The sequence below is a fragment of the Salmonella sp. NW645 genome, assembly GCF_051703725.1.
Taxonomy (GTDB): domain Bacteria; phylum Pseudomonadota; class Gammaproteobacteria; order Enterobacterales; family Enterobacteriaceae; genus Salmonella; species Salmonella enterica.
The window spans coordinates 430350-456465 of the sequence record NZ_JAMMKR010000004.1 but is presented as its reverse complement, the minus strand read 5'-3'; the positions used below and the strand labels follow the sequence as shown (position 1 = coordinate 456465).

The window sequence follows — 26116 nt, the reverse complement described above, 5'->3', positions numbered from 1 at the left end:
AATAAAACGGGGCCGCAAAGGCGCCCCGTAATATAACGCAGCCGAGAGGGTAAACCTACCCTAAGTCACTCATATGGCCTTATTTTGACCAGTATGCCGCTTTCGCACGCTGTAATTTATCATACGCTTTTAACAAGGACTGATGCGCCGGGAACGCTTGTAGATCGTGGTCGACAGCCGGTAGTCCATAAAAAGCCGCTTCACCGCTAAGCGCGGCGCTGGCGGCTTCTACAGCCTCTGCGCCATACATTTTTATAAAAGCATTGAGATATTGCAGCGGCTGACGCGCATCTTCTTGCGACAGGAGCAGCAGCGTTTGCAGGCAACGGTAATAGTTTGCGCGTGCCGGACTAAAGACCGACGAATTGAACTCCATCGTCCATTCTGTCCAGATTAGCGCCTGCTCCAAATCGCCGCCCGCTAACGCTAGCATTGCTTTTAATTCGCCGACGCGCAGTGTATACCAACCATTGTCCGCTCCGGTCGCCAGACCCAACAGTTCACGCACGCGGGTGAAATCGTCAAAACCTTCTTCATCCAATTGTTCAATCAGATTGAGATAGTCTTCTTTATTCCAGGCGCTACCGGGCAGCGAAAGCAGAGTCTCACGAAGATGGCTACCCATATTGTTGTTGGCCAGCCACAGATCTTCGGCAGGATAAATATCAGACATTCCCGGTACGATAATACGACAGGCGTATACGCCGAGATGCTCGTAATCGGCAATGTAAACTTCTTTATCTTCAGCAGCAAAGATGGCCATCAGCGTGGCGAATTCTTCTTCGGTAGTGCCGGAAAAACTCCAGTCCGTGAACGGGTAATCGGCGTCCTGTTTGAACAGATCCCAGGAAATCAGGCCGCTGGAGTCGATGAAGTGGGTCTCCAGATTAGTGTGCTCCGCGACTTCTTCATCATCGAACGTTGGCGGGGTGAAGACATCAAGATCTTTCAGACCGCGTCCCTGGAGTAGTTCGGTCACTGTACGTTCCAACGCAACGCCAAAGTCAGGATGGGCGCCAAAAGAAGCAAAGCAGGTACCGTTAGCCGGGTTGAACAGCACGACGCAGATAACCGGATACTTACCGCCCAGCGAGCCGTCATAGGCGAAAATCGGGAAACCCTCGGCTTCCAGCGTGGCGATTGACTCCATTACCGCCGGATAACGCGCCATCACCTCTGCGGGAATCTCCGGCAGACTGATACTTTCCGCAATGATGCGATTTTTCACATAGCGCTCGAAGACTTCCGACAGTCCCTGAACGCGGGCTTCATTACGCGTATTGCCAGCGGACATTCCGTTAGAGACATACAGGTTGCCGATAATATTCATCGGAATATACACGGTCTGGTTATCTGACTGACGGGTAAATGGCAGGCCGCAGACGCCGCGTGCTTCATTGCCGGACTGAAGATCAATTAACTGGCTTCCGGTGAGTTCATTTTCCGGATCGTAAAACGCGCGCAGACGGGCATCAAGCAAGCCTTCCGGTACGTCGTCATTTTCAGTCAGCGGGAACCACTTTTCATTCGGATAATGCACGAATGGCCCGTTGGCGACCGTTTCGCCAAGCCAGAAATCAGCAAAAAAGTAGTTGGTTGACAGACGCTCGAAGTATTCGCCCAGCGCCGAGGCCAGCGCCGCTTTTTTGGTCGCGCCTTTTCCGTTGGTAAAGCATAACGCGCACTCTTTATCGCGAATATGCACTGACCAGACGTTTGGCACCGGGTTCAGCCAGGAGGCCTCTTCGATGTGAAAGCCGAGGTCGAGTAACTTTTGCTGGAAGCGGGCGATGGAGTCTTCCAGCGCGGCGTCTTTGCCGGGAATAAATGTTTGCGTCATGAAAATCACTTTTGTCGTACGGAAAGCGCGCAATGATACGGGTTTTATGTGACGGGCGCTATCTCGCCGGGACATCGGCGGAAATAAAAGTATTGGCTATGCTTTTACACTGGAATTCACAGGAAGAGCATAAAAAATGAAAGCATTTGATTTGCAACGAATGGCGCTGGATAACGTGCCGGTAGCGTTTTTGGGGGAAGTGGCGCTACGTAGCTTTTACACCTTTGTTCTGGTGTTTCTTTTCTTAAAGGTTACAGGACGACGCGGCGTACGGCAAATGTCGCTTTTTGAAGTGCTGATCATTTTGACATTGGGGTCGGCGGCAGGCGACGTCGCGTTTTATGATGACGTTCCGATGCTCCCTGTTCTGGTGGTATTCATCACCCTGGCGCTGCTCTATCGCCTGGTCATGTGGCTGATGGCGCATAGTGAAAAGTTGGAAGATCTGCTGGAAGGCAAGTCGGTGGTCATTGTTGAAGACGGCGAACTGGCGTGGGAAAAACTGCAGCGCTCGAACATGACGGAGTTTGAGTTTTTTATGGAGCTTCGCTTGAATGGCGTTGAGCAACTGGGGCAGGTCAGACTGGCCATCCTGGAGACAAACGGACAAATCAGCGTCTATTTCTTTGAAAATAAAGACGTTAAGCCGGGGTTAAGCATTCTTCCTGAGCACTGTACGCCACGCTTTATCGTGGCGCCGGAGGCTGGCGACTATGCCTGCGTACGTTGCAGTGAAGTGATACGCATGAACGTCGGGAAAAAGCAATTATGTCCGCGCTGCGCAAATCCAGAATGGACGAAGGCAAGCCGGGCTAAACGCGTTGTTTAACAGCGAAAATATCGGATTTATACGGTTAATCCGGAAGATTCTGTTGTGTGACGCATGCCGCATTTTCTCCTCGCATTGTTTTACCCATTGCGGCGCGTGTCACTGAATGATAAAACCGATATTCACATGAATAACGTTTGCCTGATGTCTGTCAGGCAGGAAACAATGCAGCGTGGTGAGGGGAAATGGCTCAGGTCTTTAATTTTAGTTCAGGTCCGGCGATGCTACCGGCGGAAGTACTTAAACTGGCGCAACAGGAACTGCGTGACTGGCACGGTCTTGGTACGTCGGTAATGGAAATTAGCCATCGAGGCAAAGAGTTTATCCAGGTCGCTGAAGAAGCGGAGCAGGATTTTCGCGATCTCCTTAATATCCCCTCCAACTATAAAGTTTTATTTTGTCACGGCGGCGGTCGCGGGCAGTTTGCTGGCGTGCCGCTCAATCTGCTGGGCGATAAAACCACGGCGGATTATGTCGATGCTGGTTACTGGGCGGCGAGCGCCATCAAAGAAGCCAAAAAATACTGTGCGCCGCAGATTATCGACGCCAAAATCACCGTTGACGGCAAACGTGCCGTAAAACCGATGCGCGAGTGGCAGCTTTCCGATAACGCCGCTTATTTACACTATTGCCCGAATGAGACCATTGACGGCATCGCCATTGATGAAACGCCTGATTTTGGCCCGGAGGTGGTCGTCACGGCGGACTTTTCTTCTACCATCCTGTCTGCGCCGCTGGATATCTCTCGCTATGGCGTAATTTATGCTGGCGCGCAGAAGAATATCGGTCCGGCAGGACTGACGCTGGTTATCGTCCGGGAGGATCTGTTAGGCAAGGCGCATGAGAGCTGCCCGTCCATCCTCGACTACACCGTCCTGAATGATAACGACTCGATGTTTAATACGCCGCCGACTTTCGCCTGGTATCTTTCCGGTCTGGTATTCAAATGGTTGAAAGCGCAGGGCGGCGTGGCGGCGATGCACAAAATCAATCAGCAGAAAGCGGAGTTGCTGTACGGTGTGATTGATAACAGCGATTTCTACCGTAACGATGTCGCACAGGCCAACCGTTCGCGGATGAACGTTCCGTTCCAGTTAGCGGACAATGCGCTGGACAAGGTCTTTCTGGAAGAGTCTTTCGCCGCCGGTCTGCACGCCTTAAAAGGGCACCGTGTTGTTGGTGGTATGCGCGCCTCTATCTATAACGCCATGCCGATTGAAGGGGTGAAAGCGCTGACCGATTTCATGATCGATTTTGAGCGTCGCCACGGCTAATACATTTCTTTTTTCATCCCCACGGCCAGTCTGTGGGGTTTTTATTTCTGTTTTTTGAGAGTTGAGTTTCATGGAATCCCTGACGTTACAACCCATCGCGCGGGTCGATGGCGCCATTAATTTACCTGGCTCCAAAAGTGTTTCAAACCGTGCTTTGCTCCTGGCGGCTTTAGCTTGTGGTAAAACCGTTCTGACGAATCTGCTGGATAGCGATGACGTCCGCCATATGCTCAATGCCCTGAGCGCGTTGGGGATCAATTACACCCTTTCTGCCGATCGCACCCGCTGTGATATCACGGGTAATGGCGGCGCATTACGTGCGCCAGGCGCTCTGGAACTGTTTCTCGGTAATGCCGGAACCGCGATGCGTCCGTTAGCGGCAGCGCTATGTCTGGGGCAAAATGAGATAGTGTTAACCGGCGAACCGCGTATGAAAGAGCGTCCGATAGGCCATCTGGTTGATTCGCTGCGCCAGGGCGGGGCGAATATTGATTACCTGGAGCAGGAAAACTATCCGCCCCTGCGTCTGCGCGGCGGTTTTACCGGCGGCGAGATTGAGGTTGATGGTAGCGTTTCCAGCCAGTTCCTGACCGCTTTGCTGATGACGGCGCCGCTGGCGCCTGAAGACACAACTATTCGCGTTAAAGGCGAACTGGTATCAAAGCCTTACATCGATATCACGCTAAATTTAATGAAAACCTTTGGCGTGGAGATAACGAACCATCACTACCAACAATTTGTCGTGAAGGGCGGTCAACAGTATCACTCTCCAGGTCGCTATCTGGTCGAGGGCGATGCCTCGTCAGCGTCCTATTTTCTCGCCGCCGGGGCGATAAAAGGCGGCACGGTAAAAGTGACCGGAATTGGCCGCAAAAGTATGCAGGGCGATATTCGTTTTGCCGATGTGCTGGAGAAAATGGGCGCGACCATTACCTGGGGCGATGATTTTATTGCCTGCACGCGCGGCGAATTGCACGCCATAGATATGGATATGAACCATATTCCGGATGCGGCGATGACGATTGCCACCACGGCGCTGTTTGCGAAAGGAACCACGACGTTGCGCAATATTTATAACTGGCGAGTGAAAGAAACCGATCGCCTGTTCGCGATGGCGACCGAGCTACGTAAAGTGGGCGCTGAAGTCGAAGAAGGGCACGACTATATTCGTATCACGCCGCCGGCGAAGCTCCATCACGCGGATATTGGCACGTACAACGACCACCGTATGGCGATGTGCTTCTCACTGGTCGCACTGTCCGATACGCCAGTCACGATCCTGGACCCGAAATGTACCGCAAAAACGTTCCCTGATTATTTCGAACAACTGGCGCGGATGAGTACGCCTGCCTAATCCTTCTGTTGCGCCAGTCGACAGGCTGGCGCATCAAGGTCCGCATTCGCACTATTTTTACAATTATGACTAATGCTAATTTGTTGATGATTTAACACATTGATTTATGTGTTTTTTATAATAGTTATCAACGGAAGATTAGTATGAAAAATAAATCATTATTACTGGCGGTGGCGATTTCCGCTACGCTACTGGCAGGATGTAAAAATGGCGTGAATGGCAATTTAATCGCCAGTTCCGGCATGTCAGCCTACAAAGCCGCCACACTGTCCGATGCGGATGTTAAGGCATTATCTAATAATGCCTGTAAACAAATGGACAGCGAGAATCAACTGGCAGGTTCGAAAAGCAAATACACCAAACGTCTGAGCAAAATCGCTAAAGCGCTGGGTAACAACATTGACGGTACGCCGGTTAGCTATAAAGTCTATATGACCAGCGATATCAACGCATGGGCGATGGCGAACGGTTGCGTTCGCGTATACTCCGGCCTGATGGATCTGATGACCGATAATGAAATTGAAGGCGTACTGGGCCATGAACTGGGCCATGTCTCTTTAGGGCACTCCCGCAAGGCAATGCAAACCGCCTATGCCACGCTGGCGGCTCGCGATGCGATTTCCGCCACCAGCGGCGTCGCAGCGCAGCTTTCCCAGTCTCAATTGGGCGATCTGGCGGAAGGCGTAATCAATTCGGCGTTTTCTCGCAGTCAGGAGTCGGATGCGGATGACTTCTCTTACGATCTGCTGAAAAAACGCGGGATTAACACCCAGGGCTTAGTCACGGCATTCGATAAATTCGCCACAATGGACGCAGGTCATGCAAAATCATTGATGGACTCCCACCCGGCCTCAGCCGATCGCGCGCAGCATATGCGCGACAGAATTGCCGAAGATAAAAAGTAAATCATTGTCATCTTTCGGGCTGGTTTCTCGCCGGCCCGCTATAATTGCGCAATTATTCCGCATCTGATTACAGACAAAACTGGTTTTTGCACGCAACGTTAACGGTCGCGAGCGTTGGCGCGTATAATGCGCGGCGTTTACGTTAACGGTACGCCTGTTTAAGGAGATAAAGATGACGGCAATTGCCCCGGTAATAACCATTGATGGCCCAAGCGGTGCAGGTAAAGGCACCTTGTGCAAAGCAATGGCGGAAGCATTGCAATGGCATCTGCTGGATTCCGGCGCGATATACCGCGTATTGGCGCTGGCGGCATTGCACCACCATGTCGATCTCGCCTCTGAAGATGCGCTGGTGCCGCTGGCGTCCCATCTGGACGTGCGTTTCGTCTCAACGGACGGCAACCTGGAAGTTATCCTGGAAGGCGAGGACGTTAGCGGCGAAATCCGTACGCAGGAAGTCGCGAACGCGGCATCCCAGGTGGCGGCATTCCCACGCGTGCGCGAAGCGCTTCTTCGCCGCCAACGTGCATTCCGCGAAGCGCCTGGTTTAATCGCCGATGGACGCGATATGGGGACCGTGGTCTTCCCGGATGCGCCGGTAAAAATTTTCCTTGACGCCTCCTCGGAGGAACGTGCGCATCGACGTATGCTACAGTTGCAGGAGAATGGCTTTAGTGTTAACTTTGAACGCCTTTTGGCCGAGATCAAGGAACGCGACGATCGCGATCGTAATCGCGCTGTAGCGCCGTTAGTTCCTGCTGCTGATGCATTAGTTTTGGATTCTACCCGATTAAGCATTGAGCAAGTGATTGAAAAAGCGTTACAATATGCGCGCCAAAAATTGGCTCTCGCTTAAATGCGACCGAATTTGTAGTACCCCCGTTGCAAAGGATTGACAGCGGGTATGTTAAACAACCCCATCCGGCACGGAGCCAGGTGGACGTTAAATATGAAACCTGAAGATTAAACATGACTGAATCTTTTGCTCAACTCTTTGAAGAATCCTTAAAAGAAATCGAAACCCGCCCGGGTTCCATCGTTCGTGGTGTTGTTGTTGCTATCGACAAAGACGTAGTACTGGTTGACGCCGGTCTGAAATCTGAGTCCGCCATTCCGGCTGAGCAGTTCAAAAACGCCCAGGGCGAACTGGAAATCCAGGTTGGTGACGAAGTTGACGTTGCTCTGGATGCAGTAGAAGACGGCTTCGGTGAAACTCTGCTCTCTCGTGAGAAAGCTAAACGTCACGAAGCATGGATCACGCTGGAAAAAGCTTACGAAGATGCTGAAACTGTTACCGGTGTTATCAACGGCAAAGTTAAGGGTGGCTTCACTGTTGAGCTGAACGGTATTCGCGCGTTCCTGCCGGGTTCTCTGGTAGACGTTCGTCCGGTGCGTGACACTCTGCACCTGGAAGGCAAAGAGCTTGAATTCAAAGTAATCAAGCTGGACCAGAAACGTAACAACGTTGTGGTTTCTCGTCGTGCCGTTATCGAATCCGAAAACAGCGCAGAACGCGATCAGCTGCTGGAAAACCTGCAGGAAGGCATGGAAGTTAAAGGTATCGTTAAGAACCTCACTGACTACGGTGCATTCGTTGATCTGGGCGGCGTTGACGGCCTGCTGCACATCACTGATATGGCCTGGAAACGCGTTAAGCATCCGAGCGAAATCGTGAACGTTGGCGACGAAATCAACGTGAAAGTGCTGAAATTCGACCGCGAGCGTACCCGTGTATCCCTGGGCCTGAAACAGCTGGGCGAAGATCCGTGGGTTGCTATCGCTAAACGTTATCCGGAAGGTACCAAACTGACCGGTCGCGTGACCAACCTGACCGACTACGGCTGCTTCGTTGAAATCGAAGAAGGCGTTGAAGGCCTGGTTCACGTTTCCGAAATGGACTGGACCAACAAAAACATCCACCCGTCCAAAGTAGTTAACGTTGGCGACGTAGTGGAAGTAATGGTTCTGGATATCGACGAAGAACGTCGTCGTATCTCCCTGGGTCTGAAGCAGTGCAAATCTAACCCGTGGCAGCAGTTCGCAGAAACCCACAACAAGGGCGACCGCGTTGAAGGTAAAATCAAGTCTATCACTGACTTCGGTATCTTCATCGGCCTGGACGGCGGCATCGACGGCCTGGTTCACCTGTCTGACATCTCCTGGAACGTTGCAGGCGAAGAAGCAGTTCGTGAATACAAAAAAGGCGACGAAATCGCTGCAGTTGTTCTGCAGGTTGACGCAGAACGTGAACGTATCTCCCTGGGCGTTAAACAGCTCGCAGAAGATCCGTTCAACAACTGGGTTGCTCTGAACAAGAAAGGCGCTATCGTAACCGGTAAAGTCACTGCAGTTGACGCTAAAGGCGCAACCGTAGAACTGGCTGACGGCGTTGAAGGTTACCTGCGTGCTTCTGAAGCATCCCGTGACCGCGTTGAAGATGCGACTCTGGTTCTGAGCGTTGGCGACGACGTTGAAGCTAAATTCACCGGCGTTGATCGTAAAAACCGCGCAATCAGCCTGTCTGTTCGTGCGAAAGACGAAGCTGACGAGAAAGATGCCATCGCAACTGTTAACAAACAGGAAGATGCAAACTTCTCTAACAACGCAATGGCTGAAGCATTCAAAGCAGCTAAAGGCGAGTAATCCTCTGAAACTTCGGGCCTTTTAGTCCGAAGTATAACGAGATTACTTGACAGATTGCAGGTTTCGGCCTGTAATCAAGCACTAAGGGCGGCTGCGGCCGCCCTTAATCAATCTCACGGCTGCAGCCAATTTGCCTTTAAGGAACCGGAGGAATCATGACCAAGTCAGAATTGATTGAAAGACTTGCAACCCAGCAATCTCACATTCCCGCTAAGGCGGTTGAAGACGCGGTAAAAGAGATGCTGGAGCATATGGCCTCGACTCTTGCGCAGGGCGAGCGTATTGAAATCCGCGGTTTCGGCAGTTTTTCTTTGCATTACCGCGCGCCTCGTACCGGACGTAACCCCAAGACCGGCGATAAAGTGGAACTGGAAGGAAAATACGTTCCTCACTTTAAACCGGGTAAAGAACTGCGCGATCGCGCCAATATTTACGGTTAAGTTTTAACGCAAAACTTGAACCCGAAAAAAGCACCGTCAGGGTGCTTTTTTCATTTATACGCCGTCAGGCGCAAACGCTATTCGACCGAAAACTGGAAAACGTTTCGCATTTTTTGCTGCGTCTTACATTTATCAGGTAAAAAACCTGGAATCCGCGCCGTATAGTACAAAATCCCCTCCAGACAATGGCGTCCTGAACCTGCACACTTTCCCGCACAGGGAGGTGTCTATGAAGATAACGACGGTCAGCGTATGCGTAGTATGCGGCATACTTCCGCTCATGATATTGCCAGTATTACCTGACACGTGGATTCTCGCGGTGCTGTTTTGTCTGGCATGTTTGCTTTGCCTCATACCCCATCACTATGCGCGCTACGCGGCATTAACTTTGCTCTTTTTCATGTGGGGGATATTTGCCGCCAGGCAGGCCATCTGGGCGGGAAACGTCCTGCCCGCCGCGACGCAGGAGGCGACAGTCGTCATTACTGCCACCGATCATATGACCACTCATTATGGGCGAATCACCCATTTGCGCGGAAAGCCGCTCTTTCCTGCTGTAGGGATTGTCCTGCATGGCCAGTACTTACCCACGGAAGTGTGTGCCGGGCAACAGTGGGCGATGACGCTGAAGGTCAGAGCGGTACACGGACAGCTTAACGAAGGCGGTTTTGATAGCCAACGTTACGCGCTGGCGCAGCATCAACCGTTGACCGGGCGTTTTCTACAGGCTAAAGCGATTAACCCTGAGTGTAGCTTGCGAGGGCGCTATCTTGCTTCGCTTCGCGCTACGCTTGCGCCTTATCCGTGGCAGCAGGTTATTCTGGCGTTGGGAATGGGGGAGCGGGGAGCGGTGTCGCAGGAGGTGAAGGCCGTTATGCGCGATACGGGGACGGCCCATTTGATGGCGATTTCCGGCCTGCATATCGCTTTTGCCGCGTTATTGGCTGCCGGATTAATCCGTGGCGGACAATTCTTTTTGCCGGTCAGATGGATTCGTTGGCAGACGCCATTGCTGGGCGGCATTCTTTGCGCGATATGTTATGCCTGGCTTACCGGCTTACAACCGCCTGCGCTGCGCACGGTGGCGGCACTGAGCGTCTGGGGAGGATTAAAATTAAGCGGACGACAGTGGAGCGGCTGGCAAGTCTGGTGCTGCTGTCTGGCCGCGATTATTTTCGCCGATCCTGTGGCGGTTATATCACAAAGTCTTTGGCTGTCAGCATTTGCAGTTGCCGGCCTGTTATTCTGGTATCAGTGGTTTCCTGCGCCAAACGGAAATTTTCCACGGGGCGTACGCTGGTTGCTTAACCTGCTTCACCTACAGGCAGGCATTACACTTCTGCTTTTGCCTCTCCAGGTGGCGCTTTTTCATGGCATAAGCGTTACCGCAATGCTGGCGAATCTTTTTGCCGTACCCTGGGTCACATTTGTGACGGTTCCACTCATCCTGGCGGGAATGATTCTGCATTTAACCGGGCCGTTTTTTCTTGAAGAGTGGGTATGGTACCTGACCGATCGCGCGCTAGCCGCGCTATTTTACCTGTTGAATGCTTTACCGCAGGGCTGGGTGAATATTGATAACCGTTGGCAGTGGCTGACGCTTTTACCCTGGCTAACGCTTATCGCGTGGCGATTAAACGTCTGGCGTACCTGGCCGGCGGTTTGTTTATGCGGGTTATTGTTGATGAGCTGGCCACTCTGGCGGCCGATAAACGCCAGCGGATGGCAGGTGCATATGCTGGATGTCGGTCAGGGGCTGGCGATAGCGATCGTCAGGGGCGATAAAGTAATACTCTACGATACCGGTCGGGCATGGCCGGAGGGCGACAGCGGGCAACAGGTTATTATTCCCTGGTTGCGCTGGCATAATCTGACGACGGAGGGCGTTATTTTGAGTCATGAGCATCTGGATCATCGGGGCGGGCTGCGTTCGCTACAGCAGGTCTGGCCGTCAATGTGGATTCGCAGCCCGTTAGGCTGGCAGGGACATTTGCCCTGTTTTCGCGGCGAGCAGTGGCAATGGCAGGGGCTAACGTTTCAGGCGCACTGGCCGTTACGCGAAAGTGCCGATCGAGGAAATAACCGTTCTTGTGTGGTCAAAGTGGATGACGGTGTACATAGCATCCTGCTCACGGGCGATATTGAAGCGGGCGCTGAACAAAAAATGCTAAGTCGTTACTGGCGACATCTTGCGGCGACGTTTATCCAGGTGCCGCATCATGGTAGTAATACGTCGTCGTCGCTACCATTTATTCAGCGCGTACATGGTGAAGCGGCGCTGGCGTCCGCATCGCGCTATAACGCATGGCGGCTGCCGTCCCGCAAGGTAAAACAGCGCTACCGACAACAGGCGTATCTGTGGTTTGATACACCCCACCAGGGGCAAATTTCGCTGCGGTTTTCTCCGCAGGGCTGGCGCATACAAGGCTTGCGGGATCAAATTTTACCTCGCTGGTATCATCAGTGGTTTGGCGTGTCCGAGGATAACGGGTAGAATATGCGGCTATTTCAACAAATGCTGGTTTTTTGAATGCATAACGATAAAGATCTCTCTACGTGGCAGACCTTCCGCCGACTGTGGCCAACCATAGCGCCTTTTAAAGCAGGTCTGATCGTGGCGGGCATAGCGTTAATTCTCAACGCAGCCAGCGATACCTTCATGCTATCGCTCCTCAAGCCATTACTGGATGATGGTTTCGGTAAAACGGATCGCTCAGTGTTGCTGTGGATGCCGCTGGTGGTTATTGGGCTGATGATATTACGAGGCATCACTAGCTATATCTCCAGCTACTGTATTTCATGGGTGTCAGGCAAGGTGGTAATGACCATGCGCCGTCGCCTGTTTGGCCATATGATGGGAATGCCCGTCGCCTTTTTTGATAAACAGTCTACCGGTACGCTGCTGTCGCGTATTACATACGATTCAGAACAGGTTGCCTCTTCTTCATCTGGCGCGCTGATTACCGTGGTGCGTGAAGGGGCATCGATCATCGGATTGTTTATCATGATGTTCTATTACAGCTGGCAGTTGTCGATCATCCTGGTTGTTTTAGCGCCGATTGTGTCGATTGCGATTCGCGTTGTCTCAAAGCGGTTCCGCAGCATCAGTAAAAATATGCAGAACACGATGGGACAAGTGACTACCAGCGCTGAACAAATGCTGAAAGGACACAAAGAGGTACTGATTTTTGGCGGTCAGGAAGTCGAAACTAAACGCTTTGATAAAGTCAGCAATAAGATGCGACTGCAAGGCATGAAAATGGTCTCTGCCTCGTCAATTTCCGATCCTATCATTCAGCTCATTGCCTCGCTGGCGCTGGCGTTTGTTCTCTATGCTGCGAGCTTCCCAAGCGTAATGGATAGCCTGACGGCTGGGACCATCACCGTGGTGTTCTCCTCCATGATCGCGCTGATGCGTCCATTAAAATCGCTGACAAACGTTAACGCGCAGTTCCAGCGTGGGATGGCGGCTTGTCAAACGTTGTTTGCGATTCTGGATAGCGAACAGGAGAAAGATGAAGGTAAACGTGTCATTGACCGCGCGACCGGCGATCTCGAATTCCGCAATGTGACGTTTACTTACCCGGGCCGTGAAGTGCCGGCATTGCGTAACATCAATTTGAAAATTCCTGCCGGGAAAACCGTGGCGCTGGTGGGGCGTTCCGGATCGGGTAAATCAACTATCGCCAGTCTGATCACCCGTTTCTACGATATTGATGAAGGACACATCCTCATGGATGGTCACGATCTACGCGAATACACTCTGGCCTCTCTACGTAATCAGGTGGCGCTGGTTTCGCAAAACGTGCATCTGTTTAACGACACGGTCGCCAATAACATTGCTTATGCCCGGACGGAAGAATATAGCCGCGAGCAGATTGAAGAGGCGGCGCGCATGGCCTATGCCATGGACTTTATCAACAAGATGGATAATGGCCTGGATACCATCATCGGCGAAAACGGCGTACTGCTTTCCGGCGGTCAACGCCAGCGTATCGCGATTGCCCGCGCCTTACTGCGCGACAGTCCGATTCTGATCCTTGATGAAGCTACGTCTGCGCTGGATACCGAATCTGAACGTGCGATTCAGGCAGCGTTGGATGAGCTGCAGAAAAACCGTACCTCTCTGGTGATTGCGCATCGTCTCTCCACCATCGAACAGGCGGATGAGATCGTTGTGGTCGAAGACGGCATTATCGTTGAGCGCGGCACTCATAGCGAGCTGCTGGCGCAACACGGCGTTTACGCCCAGCTACATAAGATGCAATTTGGCCAATGATTGCGCGTATCTGGTCTGGTGAATCCCCGCTATGGCGGTTACTGCTGCCGCTCTCCTGGCTGTATGGCCTGGTGAGCGGGGCGATTCGTCTGAGCTATAAGCTTGGTTTTAAACGCGCCTGGCGAGCGCCGGTACCGGTGGTTGTAGTAGGGAATCTTACGGCTGGCGGTAACGGTAAAACACCCGTAGTCATTTGGCTGGTGGAAAAGCTGCAACAGCGTGGCGTGCGCGTGGGGATCGTTTCCCGCGGCTACGGCGGGAAAGCTGCCGCTTATCCGCTGCTCCTGACGCCGGAGACGACAACCGCAGAAGCGGGAGATGAACCGGTATTGATTTATCAACGGACCGGCGCGCCTGTCGCGGTGGCGCCTGAACGCGCCGCGGCGGTGAAAGCGATTCTGGCGGCGCATAATGTGCAGATTATTATCACCGACGATGGGTTGCAGCATTACCGACTAGCGCGAGATATTGAAATTGTGGTGATTGACGGCGTGCGCCGTTTTGGCAACGGCTGGTGGCTTCCTGCCGGTCCTATGCGCGAACGCGCCAGTCGCCTGAAAACCGTGGATGCCGCTATCGTGAATGGCGGCGTCGCCCGGGCGGGCGAAATCCCCATGCAGCTAACGCCTGGACTGGCGGTGAACTTACGTACGGGAGCGCGTTGCGATGTGGCGCAACTGAGCAATATTGTGGCGATGGCGGGCATCGGTCATCCGCCGCGATTTTTCGCGACGCTGGAAGCCTGTGGCGCGCATCCGCAAAAGTGCGTCCCGCTGGCCGATCATCAAACGCTCGCCCCTGCTGACGTTCAGGCGTTGGTCGGTGAAGGGCAGACCCTGGTTATGACGGAAAAAGACGCGGTGAAATGCCGTGCTTTTGCCGAAGATAACTGGTGGTTCTTACCGGTTGATGCGCGTTTGTCCGGTGAGCAGCCTGATAAGTTGCTTGAACATATCACCTCGCTGGTTCGCTAGCGTACCCCAATGCTGCGGCAGTGATGAATTTATGGAGTCATGAATGTCATTGTCGTACCTTTCTCTTTCCCAGGCCCGTTGTCTTCACCTTGCTGCGCAGGGGCTATTGAAAAAGCCGCGCCGTAACGCGCTGCCTGGCGATGTTCTTGCCGCCATCTCACGCATGGCGTTGCTGCAAATTGATACCATCAATGTTGTCGCACGTAGCCCCTATCTGGTGCTGTTTAGCCGTCTCGGTTCGTACCCGCAGGCCTGGCTGGATGAGGCGCTGCGACGCGGCGAGTTAATGGAATACTGGGCGCATGAGGCCTGTTTCTTACCACGCCGCGACTTTAAACTTATCCGCCATCGTATGCTGTCGCCGGAAAAGATGGGCTGGAAATATCGCGCGGCATGGATGCATGAGCACGCGGAAGAAATAGAACAGCTAGTGCGGCATATTCAGGAGCACGGTCCGGTGCGTTCTGCCGATTTTGAACATGCGCGGAAAGGCGTCAGCGGCTGGTGGGAATGGAAACCACATAAACGCCACCTTGAGGGTTTATTTACCGCCGGAAAAGTCATGGTTGTTGAGCGGCGTAATTTTCAACGTGTATATGATTTAACGCCCCGTGTGATGCCGCACTGGGATGATGGACGCGATGGACTGTCACAGTCGCAGGCGGAAAGCCTGATGCTGGATAATAGCGCGCGCAGTCTGGGGATTTTCCGTGAACAGTGGCTGGCGGATTACTACCGCCTGAAACGTCCTGACCTGAAGGGATGGCGGGAGAGCCGGGCGGAACAGCAGCAGATTATTCCGGTCGAGGTGGAAACGTTGGGGCGGATGTGGCTTCATGCCGATCTTCTTTCGCAGCTTGAACCGGCGCTAAATAACGCCTTAAAGGCGACCCATAGCGCAGTGCTGTCGCCTTTCGATCCTGTGGTATGGGATCGCAAGCGGGCAGCGCAGCTTTTCGGATTTAACTATCGGCTGGAATGTTATACGCCTGCGGCGAAGCGCCAGTACGGTTATTTTGTGCTGCCGCTATTATACCAGGGCCGTTTAGTCGGGCGAATGGATGCCAAAATGCACCGTAAAACGGGGGTGCTTGAGGTTATCTCGCTGTATCTGGAGGACGATATCCGCCCTGGCGTTAGTCTGCAAAAAGGAATCTGGCAGGCTATTAGCGCGTTTGCTGCCTGGCAACGGGCATCGCGCGTGACGCTGGGACAATGTCCGCCAGGCCTGTTTAGCGCCATGCGTCATGGCTGGGAAATAGACCCTGCATCATAACCGATTATGTTAATATTGAAGGATTCACAATCCGGTCCATCTGGAGGAACTATGGATCATCGTCTGCTTGAAATCATCGCCTGCCCGGTATGTAACGGCAAACTCTGGTATAACCAGGAAAAGCAAGAATTAATTTGCAAACTGGATAATCTCGCTTTCCCGTTACGCGACGGCATTCCTGTATTGCTGGAAAATGAAGCTCGCGCCCTGACATCTGATGAGAGTAAATCATGAGTTTCGTCGTCATCATTCCGGCCCGTTTTTCATCTACCCGACTGCCAGGCAAACCATTAGTGGATATTAATGGTAAGCCCATGATTGTTCATGTCCTGGAGCGGGCGCGTGAATCTGGCGCGGAACGCATTATTGTCGCGACCGATCATGAAGACGTGGCTCGTGCGGTAGAAGCGGCTGGCGGCGAAGTGTGCATGACGCGCGCCGATCACCAGTCCGGCACCGAACGGTTGGCGGAAGTGGTAGAGAAGTGCGGATTCAGCGACGATACCGTTATTGTGAACGTTCAGGGCGATGAGCCGATGATCCCGGCGGTTATTATTCGCCAGGTCGCGGAAAATCTGGCGCAGCGCCAGGTTGGCATGGCGACGCTGGCGGTGCCGATTCACAGCGCCGAAGAAGCGTTTAACCCGAATGCGGTAAAAGTCGTGTTGGATGCCGAAGGCTATGCGCTTTACTTTTCCCGGGCGACGATTCCCTGGGATCGCGACCGCTTTGCAAAAAGTATGGAAACGGTAGGGGATACTTGCCTGCGCCATCTGGGCATTTACGGCTATCGCGCGGGTTTTATCCGCCGTTACGTGAGCTGGCAACCCAGCCCGCTGGAACATATTGAAATGCTGGAGCAACTCCGTGTGCTGTGGTACGGCGAAAAAATTCATGTCGCCGTCGCCAAAGCGGTGCCCGGCACGGGCGTAGACACCGCCGACGACCTGGAGCGCGTGCGCGCTGAAATGCGTTAACATGATCCTGTTCATGATCGTCTTAGACGGTCATGAACAGCGCGGTATGATAGCGCAAAGATGAATACTCACGTTTGCTCATCAGTGGCGGTTTTCTCGTACCGTTACGATTTTCCTCATTTTTCTTTTCTTCCCTTGATCTGATACGGGTGACATCTGTCCATACGACGCTCATTATTAAAGCAGTAGCACTAATGGGGGTAATCTGGAATGGAACAGTTGCGGGCCGAACTCAGTCATTTGTTGGGTGAAAAACTTAGCCGTATAGAGTGCGTGAATGAGAAAGCGGATTCCGCATTGTGGTCATTATATGACAGCCAGGGAAATCCGATGCCGCTGATGGCGCGAAGCTTTACTACTCCCGGCGTTGCGCAGCAACTGGCATGGAAAACCTCAATGCTGGCGCGTAGCGGTACGGTGAGGATGCCGGTAATCTATGGCGTATTGACGCATGAAGAGCATCCTGGTCCGGATGTGCTGCTACTGGAACGACTGCGCGGTGTGCCGGTCGAGGCGCCGGCGCGCACTCCGGAACGCTGGGAACAGCTAAAAGATCAGATTGTCGAAGGGCTGTTAGCCTGGCATCGGCAGGATAGCCGCGGTTGCGTTGGCGCCGTAGACCATACTCAGGAGAATATCTGGCCTTCCTGGTATCGTCAGCGTGTGGAGGTGCTGTGGACGACGCTAAATCAGTTCAGCAATACTGGCCTGACGATGCAGGACAAACGCATTCTGTTTCGTACCAGAGAATGTCTTCCTTCGTTATTTGAAGGGTTTAACGACAACTGCGTACTGGTGCATGGCAACTTCTGCCTGCGCAGTATGCTTAAAGACGCCCGTAGCGATCAGCTTCTGGCGATGGTCGGCCCCGGGCTGATGCTGTGGGCGCCGAGAGAGTTCGAACTGTTTCGCCTGATGGATAATCCATTGGCGGAGGGATTGCTTTGGCATTATCTGCAACGCGCGCCAGTGGCGGAGTCATTCATCTGGCGGCGTTGGCTCTATGTGCTGTGGGACGAGGTTGCGCAATTGGTCAATACCGGACGTTTTAACCGTACCAATTTTGATCTGGCGGCGAAATCATTACTCCCCTGGCTTGCCTGATATGCCTTTCAGCCATTGCCAAAGTCGCCCTAATGTTTCATACCCAGCGCGATCGCTGTGCATCAGCCAGACCGGGGACGGAATTGCCCGCTCCCAGGGATTGAGCGGCGAATCGATCGCCAACTGATTCGCCGGCGCGGGAAGCGGATTCAGCCCGGCATGCTGAAAGAAAATCATCGCACGCGGCAAATGCGAGGCGGAGGTTACCAACAGGAAAGGGGCGTCGCCGATGGCCTGCTTAACGGCGGCGGCTTCTTCTTCCGTATCTTTTGGCTTATCCAGCGTAATAATATCGCTACGCGGTACGCCCAGTGACTGCGCCACCCGCGCACCGACTTCCGCCGTGCTTACCGTATTGGTTTTTGCTACGCCGCCGGTAAAAATCAGCTTGGCTCCCGGATTCGCGCGCCACAGCCGAATGCCTTCCGCCAGCCGCGGCAAGCTGTTGTTAATTAAATTAGAGCTCGGCGCCCACTGCGGGTTCCAGGTATAGCCGCCGCCGAGAACCACAATATATTCCACCTTTTGCGGACCCTGCCAGGTAGGGTAGCGGTTTTCTATCGGACGCAGCAGATGGTCAGAGACGGGTTGCAGGCTTAATAGCAATAGCGCCAGCCAACCTACGCTGATAAATACTTTTCCGGTTTTCTGAAAGCGGCTAAACCAGAGCAGCGCCAGGCCGACGCCAATCATTAGCAACATCAGCGGAAGCGGCAATAACATACCGCCAATCACTTTCTTTAGCGTAAAAAGCATCCTTTTTGGTTCCTTTTTTAACCATATAGCGGAGGATTAACGGTGATATTACACCAGACAGGTTCATTCTCGCCGCGGCTGTGACAAAATAGCGGTTTTATCAGATAACGCCTAAGCCAGCCTGTGGAGAGTCCGATGCAGGATCGCAATTTTGATGACATTGCTGAAAAGTTTTCCCGTAACATTTACGGCACGACCAAAGGACAACTACGGCAAGCCATTCTGTGGCAAGACCTGGATCGCGTGCTGGAGGAGATTGGCGGGCGAAAACTGCGGGTACTGGATGCCGGCGGCGGCGAAGGGCAAACGGCGATTAAGATGGCGGAACGCGGCCATCAGGTGACGTTATGCGATCTGTCTGGCGAAATGATCGCCCGCGCGCGGCAGGCGGCCGAGGCAAAAGGTGTGAGCAAAGACATGCATTTTATACAATGCCCGGCTCAGGACGTCGCTTCGCATTTGGAAAGCCCGGTTGATCTGATATTGTTTCATGCTGTGCTGGAGTGGGTAGCCGATCCTGTCGGCGTATTAGAAACGCTCTGGTCAGTATTGCGCCCTGGCGGCGCGCTGTCGTTGATGTTCTATAACGCTAACGGTTTGCTGATGCACAATATGGTGGCGGGTAATTTTGACTACGTGCAGGCGGGGATGCCTAAACGCAAGAAGCGCACGCTGTCGCCTGACTACCCGCGCGACCCCGCGCAGGTGTACCAGTGGCTGGAGGCGATTGGCTGGCAGATTACCGGTAAAACCGGCGTGCGTGTGTTTCATGATTATCTGCGTGAAAAACACCAGCAGCGTGACTGTTATGAGACCCTGGTCGAACTGGAAACGCGTTATTGCCGCCAGGAGCCGTATATTAGCCTTGGGCGCTACATTCATGTCACCGCGATTAAAAGCCCGGCGCTAGCCGCAGATGCAAGGATAACCTATGAGTGAATTTTCCCAGACAGTCCCCGAACTGGTTGCCTGGGCCAGAAAAAACGACTTTTCCATCTCGCTGCCGGTAGACAGACTTTCCTTTCTGCTGGCGGTCGCCACGTTGAACGGCGAACGCCTTGACGGCGAGATGAGTGAAGGCGAGCTGGTGGATGCATTCCGCCATGTGAGTGATGCGTTTGAGCAAACCAGCGAAACCATCGGCGTGCGCGCTAATAACGCGATTAACGATATGGTGCGTCAACGTCTGCTGAACCGCTTTACCAGCGAGCAGGCGGAAGGCAATGCGATTTACCGATTAACCCCGCTCGGGATTGGCATCACCGATTACTACATTCGTCAACGCGAATTCTCTACGCTGCGTCTTTCTATGCAGTTGTCGATTGTGGCCGGCGAATTGAAGCGCGCGGCGGATGCGGCAGCGGAGGGTGGCGATGAGTTCCACTGGCATCGCAACGTTTACGCGCCATTGAAATATTCGGTGGCGGAGATTTTCGACAGTATCGATCTGACCCAGCGCATCATGGATGAACAGCAGCAGCAGGTGAAAGACGATATCGCACAACTGCTGAATAAAGACTGGCGGGCGGCGATTTCCAGCTGTGAACTGCTGCTTTCCGAAACGTCTGGTACGCTGCGCGAGTTGCAGGATACGCTGGAGGCGGCGGGCGATAAGCTGCAGGCTAACCTGCTGCGCATTCAGGATGCCACGATGACGCACGATGATCTGCATTTTGTCGACAGGCTGGTGTTTGACTTACAAAGTAAACTTGACCGCATTATCAGTTGGGGTCAGCAGTCTATTGATTTATGGATCGGCTACGATCGTCACGTGCATAAATTTATCCGTACCGCGATCGATATGGATAAAAACCGTGTCTTCGCCCAGCGGTTGCGCCAGTCCGTACAGACTTATTTTGACGATCCGTGGGCGCTAACCTACGCGAATGCCGATCGTCTGCTGGATGTGCGCGATGAAGAGATGGCGTTGCGTGACGATGAAGTCACCGGGGAGTTGCCGCCGGATCTGGAATATGAAGAGTTTAACGAGATCCGCGAGCAGTTAGCGGCCATCATTGAAGAACAGCTGGCTATCTACAAAACCAGACAAACGCCACTGGATCTTGGGCTGGTGGTGCGCGAGTATCTGGCGCAATACCCGCGCGCGCGTCATTTCGACGTGGCGCGTATTGTTATCGATCAAGCGGTACGTCTTGGCGTAGCGCAAGCAGATTTCACCGGACTGCCAGCCAAATGGCAGCCGATTAATGATTACGGAGCCAAGGTACAGGCGCATGTCATTGACAAATATTGAACAAGTGATGCCGGTTAAGCTGGCGCAGGCGCTGGCGAATCCGTTATTTCCGGCGCTGGATAGCGCATTACGTTCGGGCCGCCACATCGGGCTGGACGAACTGGATAATCATGCCTTTCTGATGGATTTTCAGGAATACCTGGAAGAGTTTTACGCGCGTTATAACGTGGAGCTGATTCGCGCGCCGGAGGGGTTCTTCTACCTGCGTCCGCGTTCTACCACGCTTATCCCGCGCTCGGTGTTATCCGAACTGGATATGATGGTCGGTAAAATTCTCTGCTACCTCTATCTTAGCCCGGAGCGTCTGGCCAACGAAGGGATCTTTACTCAGCAAGAGTTGTACGACGAGCTGCTTACCCTTGCGGACGAAGCCAAACTGCTAAAGCTGGTGAATAACCGCTCGACGGGATCTGACGTTGATCGTCAGAAACTGCAGGAAAAGGTGCGTTCTTCTTTGAACCGCCTGCGTCGTTTGGGCATGGTATGGTTTATGGGCCACGACAGCAGCAAATTCCGCATTACCGAATCGGTCTTCCGCTTTGGCGCGGATGTCCGCGCCGGCGACGATCCTCGCGAGGCGCAGCGTCGTCTCATCCGCGACGGGGAAGCGATGCCCATTGAAAACCATCTGCAACTTAATGATGAGACCGAAGAGAGTCAGCCGGACAGTGGAGAGGAAGAATAATGATTGAACGCGGTAAATTTCGCTCGCTAACGCTGATTAACTGGAACGGTTTTTTTGCCCGCACTTTTGACCTGGATGAACTGGTCACGACGTTATCCGGGGGCAACGGCGCCGGAAAATCCACGACGATGGCGGCGTTCGTCACGGCGCTGATCCCGGATCTCACATTACTGCACTTTCGTAACACCACGGAAGCCGGCGCCACCAGCGGTTCGCGCGATAAAGGTCTGCACGGTAAGCTGAAGGCGGGCGTCTGTTACTCCATGCTCGACACCATTAATTCCCGCCATCAGCGGGTGGTGGTCGGCGTGCGTCTGCAGCAGGTCGCTGGGCGCGATCGCAAAGTGGACATCAAACCGTTCGCTATCCAGGGGCTGCCGATGTCGGTACAGCCGACACAACTGGTGACGGAGACATTAAACGAACGTCAGGCGCGCGTACTGTCGCTTGCTGAGTTGAAAGACAAGCTTGACGAGATGGAAGGCGTGCAGTTTAAGCAGTTTAACTCCATCACCGATTATCATTCGCTGATGTTTGACTTAGGGATTATCGCCCGTCGTCTGCGCTCCGCTTCCGATCGTAGTAAATTCTATCGTTTGATAGAGGCCTCGCTGTACGGCGGGATCTCCAGCGCCATTACCCGATCGCTGCGCGATTATTTATTGCCAGAAAACAGCGGCGTGCGCAAGGCATTCCAGGATATGGAAGCGGCGCTGCGCGAGAACCGACTCACGCTGGAAGCGATTCGTGTTACCCAATCCGATCGCGATCTGTTTAAGCATTTGATCAGCGAAGCCACCGATTATGTGGCGGCGGATTATATGCGCCACGCCAATGAGCGTCGGGTTCACCTTGATCAGGCGTTGGCGTTTCGACGCGAACTGTACACATCGCGCAAGCAACTGGCGGCAGAGCAGTATAAGCACGTCGATATGGCCCGTGAGTTGGGCGAACATAACGGCGCCGAAGGTTCTCTTGAAGCGGATTATCAGGCGGCGAGCGATCACCTGAATCTGGTGCAAACCGCGCTGCGCCAGCAGGAAAAAATTGAACGCTACGAAGCAGATCTTGAAGAGCTGCAGATTCGACTCGAAGAGCAAAACGAAGTGGTGGCGGAAGCCGCCGAAATGCAGGACGAAAATGAAGCGCGTGCCGAAGCCGCCGAGCTGGAAGTCGATGAACTCAAAAGCCAGCTTGCGGATTACCAGCAGGCGCTGGATGTACAGCAAACGCGCGCGATTCAGTATAACCAGGCGATATCAGCGCTTGCCCGCGCTAAAGAACTTTGCCATCTGCCGGATCTAACGCCGGAAAGCGCCGCCGAATGGCTGGATACTTTCCAGGCAAAAGAGCAGGAAGCTACGGAAAAACTGCTGTCGTTGGAACAAAAAATGAGCGTGGCGCAAACCGCGCACAGTCAGTTTGAGCAGGCTTACCAGCTGGTGGCGGCGATCAACGGCCCGCTGGCGCGTAGCGAAGCCTGGGACGTGGCGCGCGAGCTGTTACGGGACGGCGTGAACCAGCGTCATCTGGCGGAACAGGTACAGCCGCTGCGGATGCGCCTGAGCGAACTGGAACAGCGGCTGCGCGAGCAGCAAGAGGCGGAACGTCTGCTGGCGGAGTTCTGTAAGCGACAGGGCAAAAATTTTGATATTGACGAACTGGAAGCGCTGCATCAGGAGCTGGAAGCCCGCATCGCGTCCTTGTCTGATAGCGTATCGTCAGCCAGCGAACAGCGTATGGCCTTGCGTCAGGAGCAGGAGCAGCTTCAATCCCGTATCCAGCATCTGATGCAACGCGCTCCTGTCTGGCTGGCGGCGCAAAACAGCCTTAACCAGCTTAGCGAACAGTGTGGCGAGGAGTTTACGTCCAGCCAGGAAGTGACCGAATACCTGCAACAGCTGCTGGAGCGTGAGCGCGAAGCCATTGTCGAACGCGACGAAGTGGGCGCGCGTAAAAATGCGGTTGATGAAGAGATCGAACGTTTAAGCCAGCCGGGCGGCGCGGAAGATCAGCGTTTGAATGCGCTGGCGGAGCGTTTTGGCGGGGTACTGCTGTCGGAAATCTACGATGATGTCAGTCTTGAAGATGCGCCGTACTTTTCCGCACTGTATGGCCCGTCGCGCCATGCGATCGTCGTACCGGATTTATCGCAAATAGCCGAACAGCTTGAAGGTCTGACCGACTGCCCGGAAGATCTGTACCTGATCGAAGGCGATCCGCAGTCTTTTGATGACAGCGTATTCAGCGTTGACGAGCTGGAAAAGGCGGTGGTCGTGAAAATTGCCGACCGTCAGTGGCGTTATTCGCGTTTCCCGTCGCTGCCTATTTTTGGCCGCGCGGCGCGCGAGAACCGTATTGAAAGTCTCCATGCGGAACGGGAAGTGCTTTCCGAGCGCTTTGCCACGCTCTCGTTTGACGTTCAGAAAACCCAGCGTTTGCACCAGGCGTTCAGCCGTTTTATCGGCAGCCACCTTTCCGTTGCTTTTGAGGACGATCCGGAAGCGGAAATTCGCCGACTGAACGGGCGTCGCGTCGAACTGGAGCGCGCGCTGGCGACGCATGAAAGCGACAACCAGCAGCAGCGCCTTCAGTTTGAGCAGGCGAAAGAGGGCGTTTCCGCGCTTAACCGTTTGCTGCCGCGGCTGAATTTATTGGCCGATGAAACGCTGGCCGATCGGGTCGATGAAATTCAGGAACGGTTGGATGAGGCGCAGGAAGCGGCGCGATTTGTGCAGCAATATGGCAACCAGTTAGCCAAACTGGAGCCGGTGGTTTCCGTTCTGCAAAGCGATCCGGAACAGTTTGAGCAGTTAAAAGAAGACTATGCATGGTCGCAGCAAATGCAGCGCGACGCGCGCCAGCAGGCTTTTGCGCTGGCTGAAGTCGTCGAACGTCGGGCGCATTTCAGCTATTCCGACTCGGCGGAAATGTTGAGCGGCAACAGCGATCTCAACGAAAAGCTGCGCCAGCGGCTGGAGCAGGCGGAAGCCGAGCGTACCCGCGCCCGCGAAGCGCTGCGCAGCCATGCCGCGCAGTTAAGTCAGTACAGCCAGGTCCTGGCCTCGCTAAAAAGCTCTTACGACACGAAAAAAGAGCTGCTTAACGATTTGCAGCGCGAATTACAGGATATTGGCGTTCGCGCCGATAGCGGGGCGGAAGAGCGCGCTCGCCAGCGTCGCGATGAACTGCACGCTCAGTTGAGCAATAACCGTTCGCGTCGCAATCAGCTTGAGAAAGCGCTCACTTTCTGCGAAGCGGAGATGGAGAACCTGACCCGTAAGCTGCGCAAGCTGGAGCGCGATTATCATGAAATGCGCGAGCAGGTCGTAACCGCGAAAGCCGGCTGGTGCGCAGTCATGCGGATGGTGAAAGACAATGGCGTGGAACGCCGTCTGCACCGTCGTGAGCTGGCTTATCTGTCGGCGGATGAACTGCGCTCCATGTCGGATAAGGCGTTGGGCGCGCTGCGCCTGGCCGTCGCGGATAACGAACATCTGCGCGACGTATTGCGTCTGTCGGAAGATCCGAAACGCCCGGAACGTAAAATCCAGTTCTTTGTGGCCGTTTACCAGCATCTGCGCGAGCGTATTCGTCAGGATATTATTCGTACCGACGATCCGGTTGAAGCCATTGAACAAATGGAGATTGAACTGAGCCGTCTGACGGAAGAGCTAACATCGCGTGAGCAAAAGCTGGCGATCAGTTCCCGCAGCGTGGCAAACATCATCCGCAAGACTATCCAGCGTGAGCAGAACCGTATTCGTATGCTGAACCAGGGTTTGCAAAGCGTCTCGTTTGGCCAGGTGAATAGCGTGCGGTTAAACGTCAACGTGCGTGAAACGCATGCCACCTTGCTGGATGTGCTTTCAGAACAGCAGGAGCAGCACCAGGATCTGTTTAACAGCAATCGTCTGACCTTCTCTGAAGCGTTGGCGAAACTGTACCAGCGCCTGAATCCGCAGATCGATATGGGGCAACGCACGCCGCAGACCATCGGCGAGGAGCTGCTGGATTACCGTAACTATCTGGAAATGGAAGTTGAAGTTAACCGTGGGTCCGACGGCTGGCTGCGTGCGGAATCCGGCGCGCTATCCACGGGTGAAGCTATCGGGACCGGGATGTCAATTCTGGTGATGGTGGTGCAAAGCTGGGAAGACGAAGCGCGCAGACTGCGCGGGAAAGATATTTCGCCATGTCGCCTGCTGTTCCTCGATGAAGCGGCGCGTCTGGATGCGCGCTCTATCGCCACGCTGTTTGAACTATGCGAACGTTTGCAAATGCAGCTCATCATCGCCGCGCCGGAAAACATCAGTCCGGAGAAGGGCACGACCTATAAACTGGTGCGTAAAGTGTTTCAGAATACTGAGCATGTTCATGTTGTCGGGCTGCGTGGCTTTGCGCCGCAGCTTCCGGAAACGCTTCCCGGTACGCAGACGGAAGATACGCCTTCAGAAGCGAGTTAAATACGGCAGAAATAATGAAGTGCCCGATGGCGCTTCGCTTATCAGGCAAGGCCGGATAAG

At 53.8% G+C, this 26116-nt stretch carries 20 protein-coding genes; 18 read left to right on the top strand and 2 right to left on the bottom strand.

All coding sequences use genetic code 11. From position 1 onward, the window contains the following. Positions 1–79 precede the first annotated feature (79 nt). Positions 80–1840 (bottom strand): 30S ribosomal protein S12 methylthiotransferase accessory factor YcaO, encoded by a 1761-nt coding sequence (ycaO, locus tag NA389_RS11810; RefSeq protein WP_000194822.1) that lies wholly within the window; start codon positions 1838–1840, stop codon positions 80–82. A gap of 136 nt (positions 1841–1976) precedes the next feature. Between ycaO and NA389_RS11805 the strand changes: the two genes are divergently transcribed. The 14 genes from NA389_RS11805 (at position 1977) to NA389_RS11740 (ending at position 17895) form a co-directional block, all read left to right on the top strand. Further along, complete coding sequence (locus NA389_RS11805) at positions 1977–2669, top strand: DUF421 domain-containing protein (protein WP_000642869.1); 693 nt, start codon at positions 1977–1979, stop codon at positions 2667–2669. A 185-nt stretch (positions 2670–2854) separates the two neighbouring features. Beyond that, on the top strand, positions 2855–3943 hold the full coding sequence (gene serC / locus NA389_RS11800; RefSeq protein ID WP_000079586.1) for a 3-phosphoserine/phosphohydroxythreonine transaminase: 1089 nt from the start codon (positions 2855–2857) through the stop codon (positions 3941–3943). A 70-nt stretch (positions 3944–4013) separates the two neighbouring features. Next, entirely contained in the window at positions 4014–5297 is a 1284-nt protein-coding gene (gene aroA, locus NA389_RS11795) for a 3-phosphoshikimate 1-carboxyvinyltransferase (RefSeq protein ID WP_000445193.1), read from the top strand. Positions 5298–5440: 143 nt separating this feature from the next. Next, positions 5441–6202 (top strand): M48 family metallopeptidase, encoded by a 762-nt coding sequence (locus NA389_RS11790; protein WP_000792301.1) that lies wholly within the window; start codon positions 5441–5443, stop codon positions 6200–6202. A gap of 172 nt (positions 6203–6374) precedes the next feature. Continuing rightward, complete coding sequence (gene cmk / locus NA389_RS11785) at positions 6375–7058, top strand: (d)CMP kinase (RefSeq protein WP_000125007.1); 684 nt, start codon at positions 6375–6377, stop codon at positions 7056–7058. Positions 7059–7171: 113 nt separating this feature from the next. After that, positions 7172–8845 carry a 30S ribosomal protein S1 gene (gene rpsA / locus NA389_RS11780; RefSeq protein WP_000140324.1) on the top strand — a complete coding sequence of 558 codons (1674 nt, stop codon included), beginning with the start codon at positions 7172–7174 and terminating at the stop codon, positions 8843–8845. 155 nt (positions 8846–9000) lie between these two features. Continuing rightward, positions 9001–9285 (top strand): integration host factor subunit beta, encoded by a 285-nt coding sequence (ihfB, locus tag NA389_RS11775; protein ID WP_000167332.1) that lies wholly within the window; start codon positions 9001–9003, stop codon positions 9283–9285. Positions 9286–9514: 229 nt separating this feature from the next. Next, positions 9515–11779, top strand: coding sequence for a ComEC family protein (locus NA389_RS11770; RefSeq protein WP_000705788.1), 2265 nt, complete (start codon positions 9515–9517; stop codon positions 11777–11779). A gap of 36 nt (positions 11780–11815) precedes the next feature. Continuing rightward, positions 11816–13564 (top strand): lipid A ABC transporter ATP-binding protein/permease MsbA, encoded by a 1749-nt coding sequence (gene msbA / locus NA389_RS11765; RefSeq protein ID WP_000551246.1) that lies wholly within the window; start codon positions 11816–11818, stop codon positions 13562–13564. Then, on the top strand, positions 13561–14538 hold the full coding sequence (gene lpxK / locus NA389_RS11760; RefSeq protein WP_000561674.1) for a tetraacyldisaccharide 4'-kinase: 978 nt from the start codon (positions 13561–13563) through the stop codon (positions 14536–14538). Before msbA ends, lpxK begins: the two co-directional genes overlap by 4 nt. 43 nt (positions 14539–14581) lie before the next feature. Then, positions 14582–15814, top strand: coding sequence for a winged helix-turn-helix domain-containing protein (locus NA389_RS11755; protein ID WP_000059524.1), 1233 nt, complete (start codon positions 14582–14584; stop codon positions 15812–15814). 51 nt (positions 15815–15865) lie between these two features. Then, positions 15866–16048, top strand: coding sequence for a protein YcaR (gene ycaR, locus NA389_RS11750; RefSeq protein WP_000350055.1), 183 nt, complete (start codon positions 15866–15868; stop codon positions 16046–16048). Next, positions 16045–16791, top strand: a complete 747-nt coding sequence (kdsB, locus tag NA389_RS11745) for a 3-deoxy-manno-octulosonate cytidylyltransferase (protein WP_000011578.1) — start codon at positions 16045–16047, stop codon at positions 16789–16791. Before ycaR ends, kdsB begins: the two co-directional genes overlap by 4 nt. Before the next feature lie 210 nt (positions 16792–17001). After that, positions 17002–17895, top strand: coding sequence for a YcbJ family phosphotransferase (locus NA389_RS11740; protein WP_000436893.1), 894 nt, complete (start codon positions 17002–17004; stop codon positions 17893–17895). On the opposite strand, the gene elyC is transcribed toward NA389_RS11740, so the two are convergent. After that, a complete protein-coding gene (gene elyC / locus NA389_RS11735) occupies positions 17875–18651 on the bottom strand; it encodes an envelope biogenesis factor ElyC (protein WP_000899562.1) in 777 nt (258 codons plus the stop codon). The two genes, NA389_RS11740 and elyC, sit on opposite strands and share 21 nt — an antisense overlap. 135 nt (positions 18652–18786) lie before the next feature. Here elyC and cmoM point away from each other — a divergent pair, with 135 nt between their 5' ends. Genes cmoM through mukB form a run of 4 tightly spaced genes read left to right on the top strand, consistent with a single transcriptional unit; the run spans position 18787 to position 26056 of the window. After that, complete coding sequence (gene cmoM / locus NA389_RS11730) at positions 18787–19590, top strand: tRNA uridine 5-oxyacetic acid(34) methyltransferase CmoM (protein ID WP_001154025.1); 804 nt, start codon at positions 18787–18789, stop codon at positions 19588–19590. Next, the gene (gene mukF, locus NA389_RS11725) at positions 19583–20905 is read left to right on the top strand and encodes a chromosome partition protein MukF (protein WP_001288830.1); all 1323 of its coding nucleotides are present in this window, start codon (positions 19583–19585) and stop codon (positions 20903–20905) included. The genes cmoM and mukF overlap by 8 nt, the downstream gene beginning before the upstream one ends. Continuing rightward, positions 20886–21590 (top strand): chromosome partition protein MukE, encoded by a 705-nt coding sequence (gene mukE / locus NA389_RS11720; RefSeq protein WP_000060025.1) that lies wholly within the window; start codon positions 20886–20888, stop codon positions 21588–21590. The genes mukF and mukE overlap by 20 nt, the downstream gene beginning before the upstream one ends. Next, positions 21590–26056 (top strand): chromosome partition protein MukB, encoded by a 4467-nt coding sequence (mukB, locus tag NA389_RS11715; RefSeq protein ID WP_000572738.1) that lies wholly within the window; start codon positions 21590–21592, stop codon positions 26054–26056. Before mukE ends, mukB begins: the two co-directional genes overlap by 1 nt. Positions 26057–26116 lie beyond the last annotated feature (60 nt).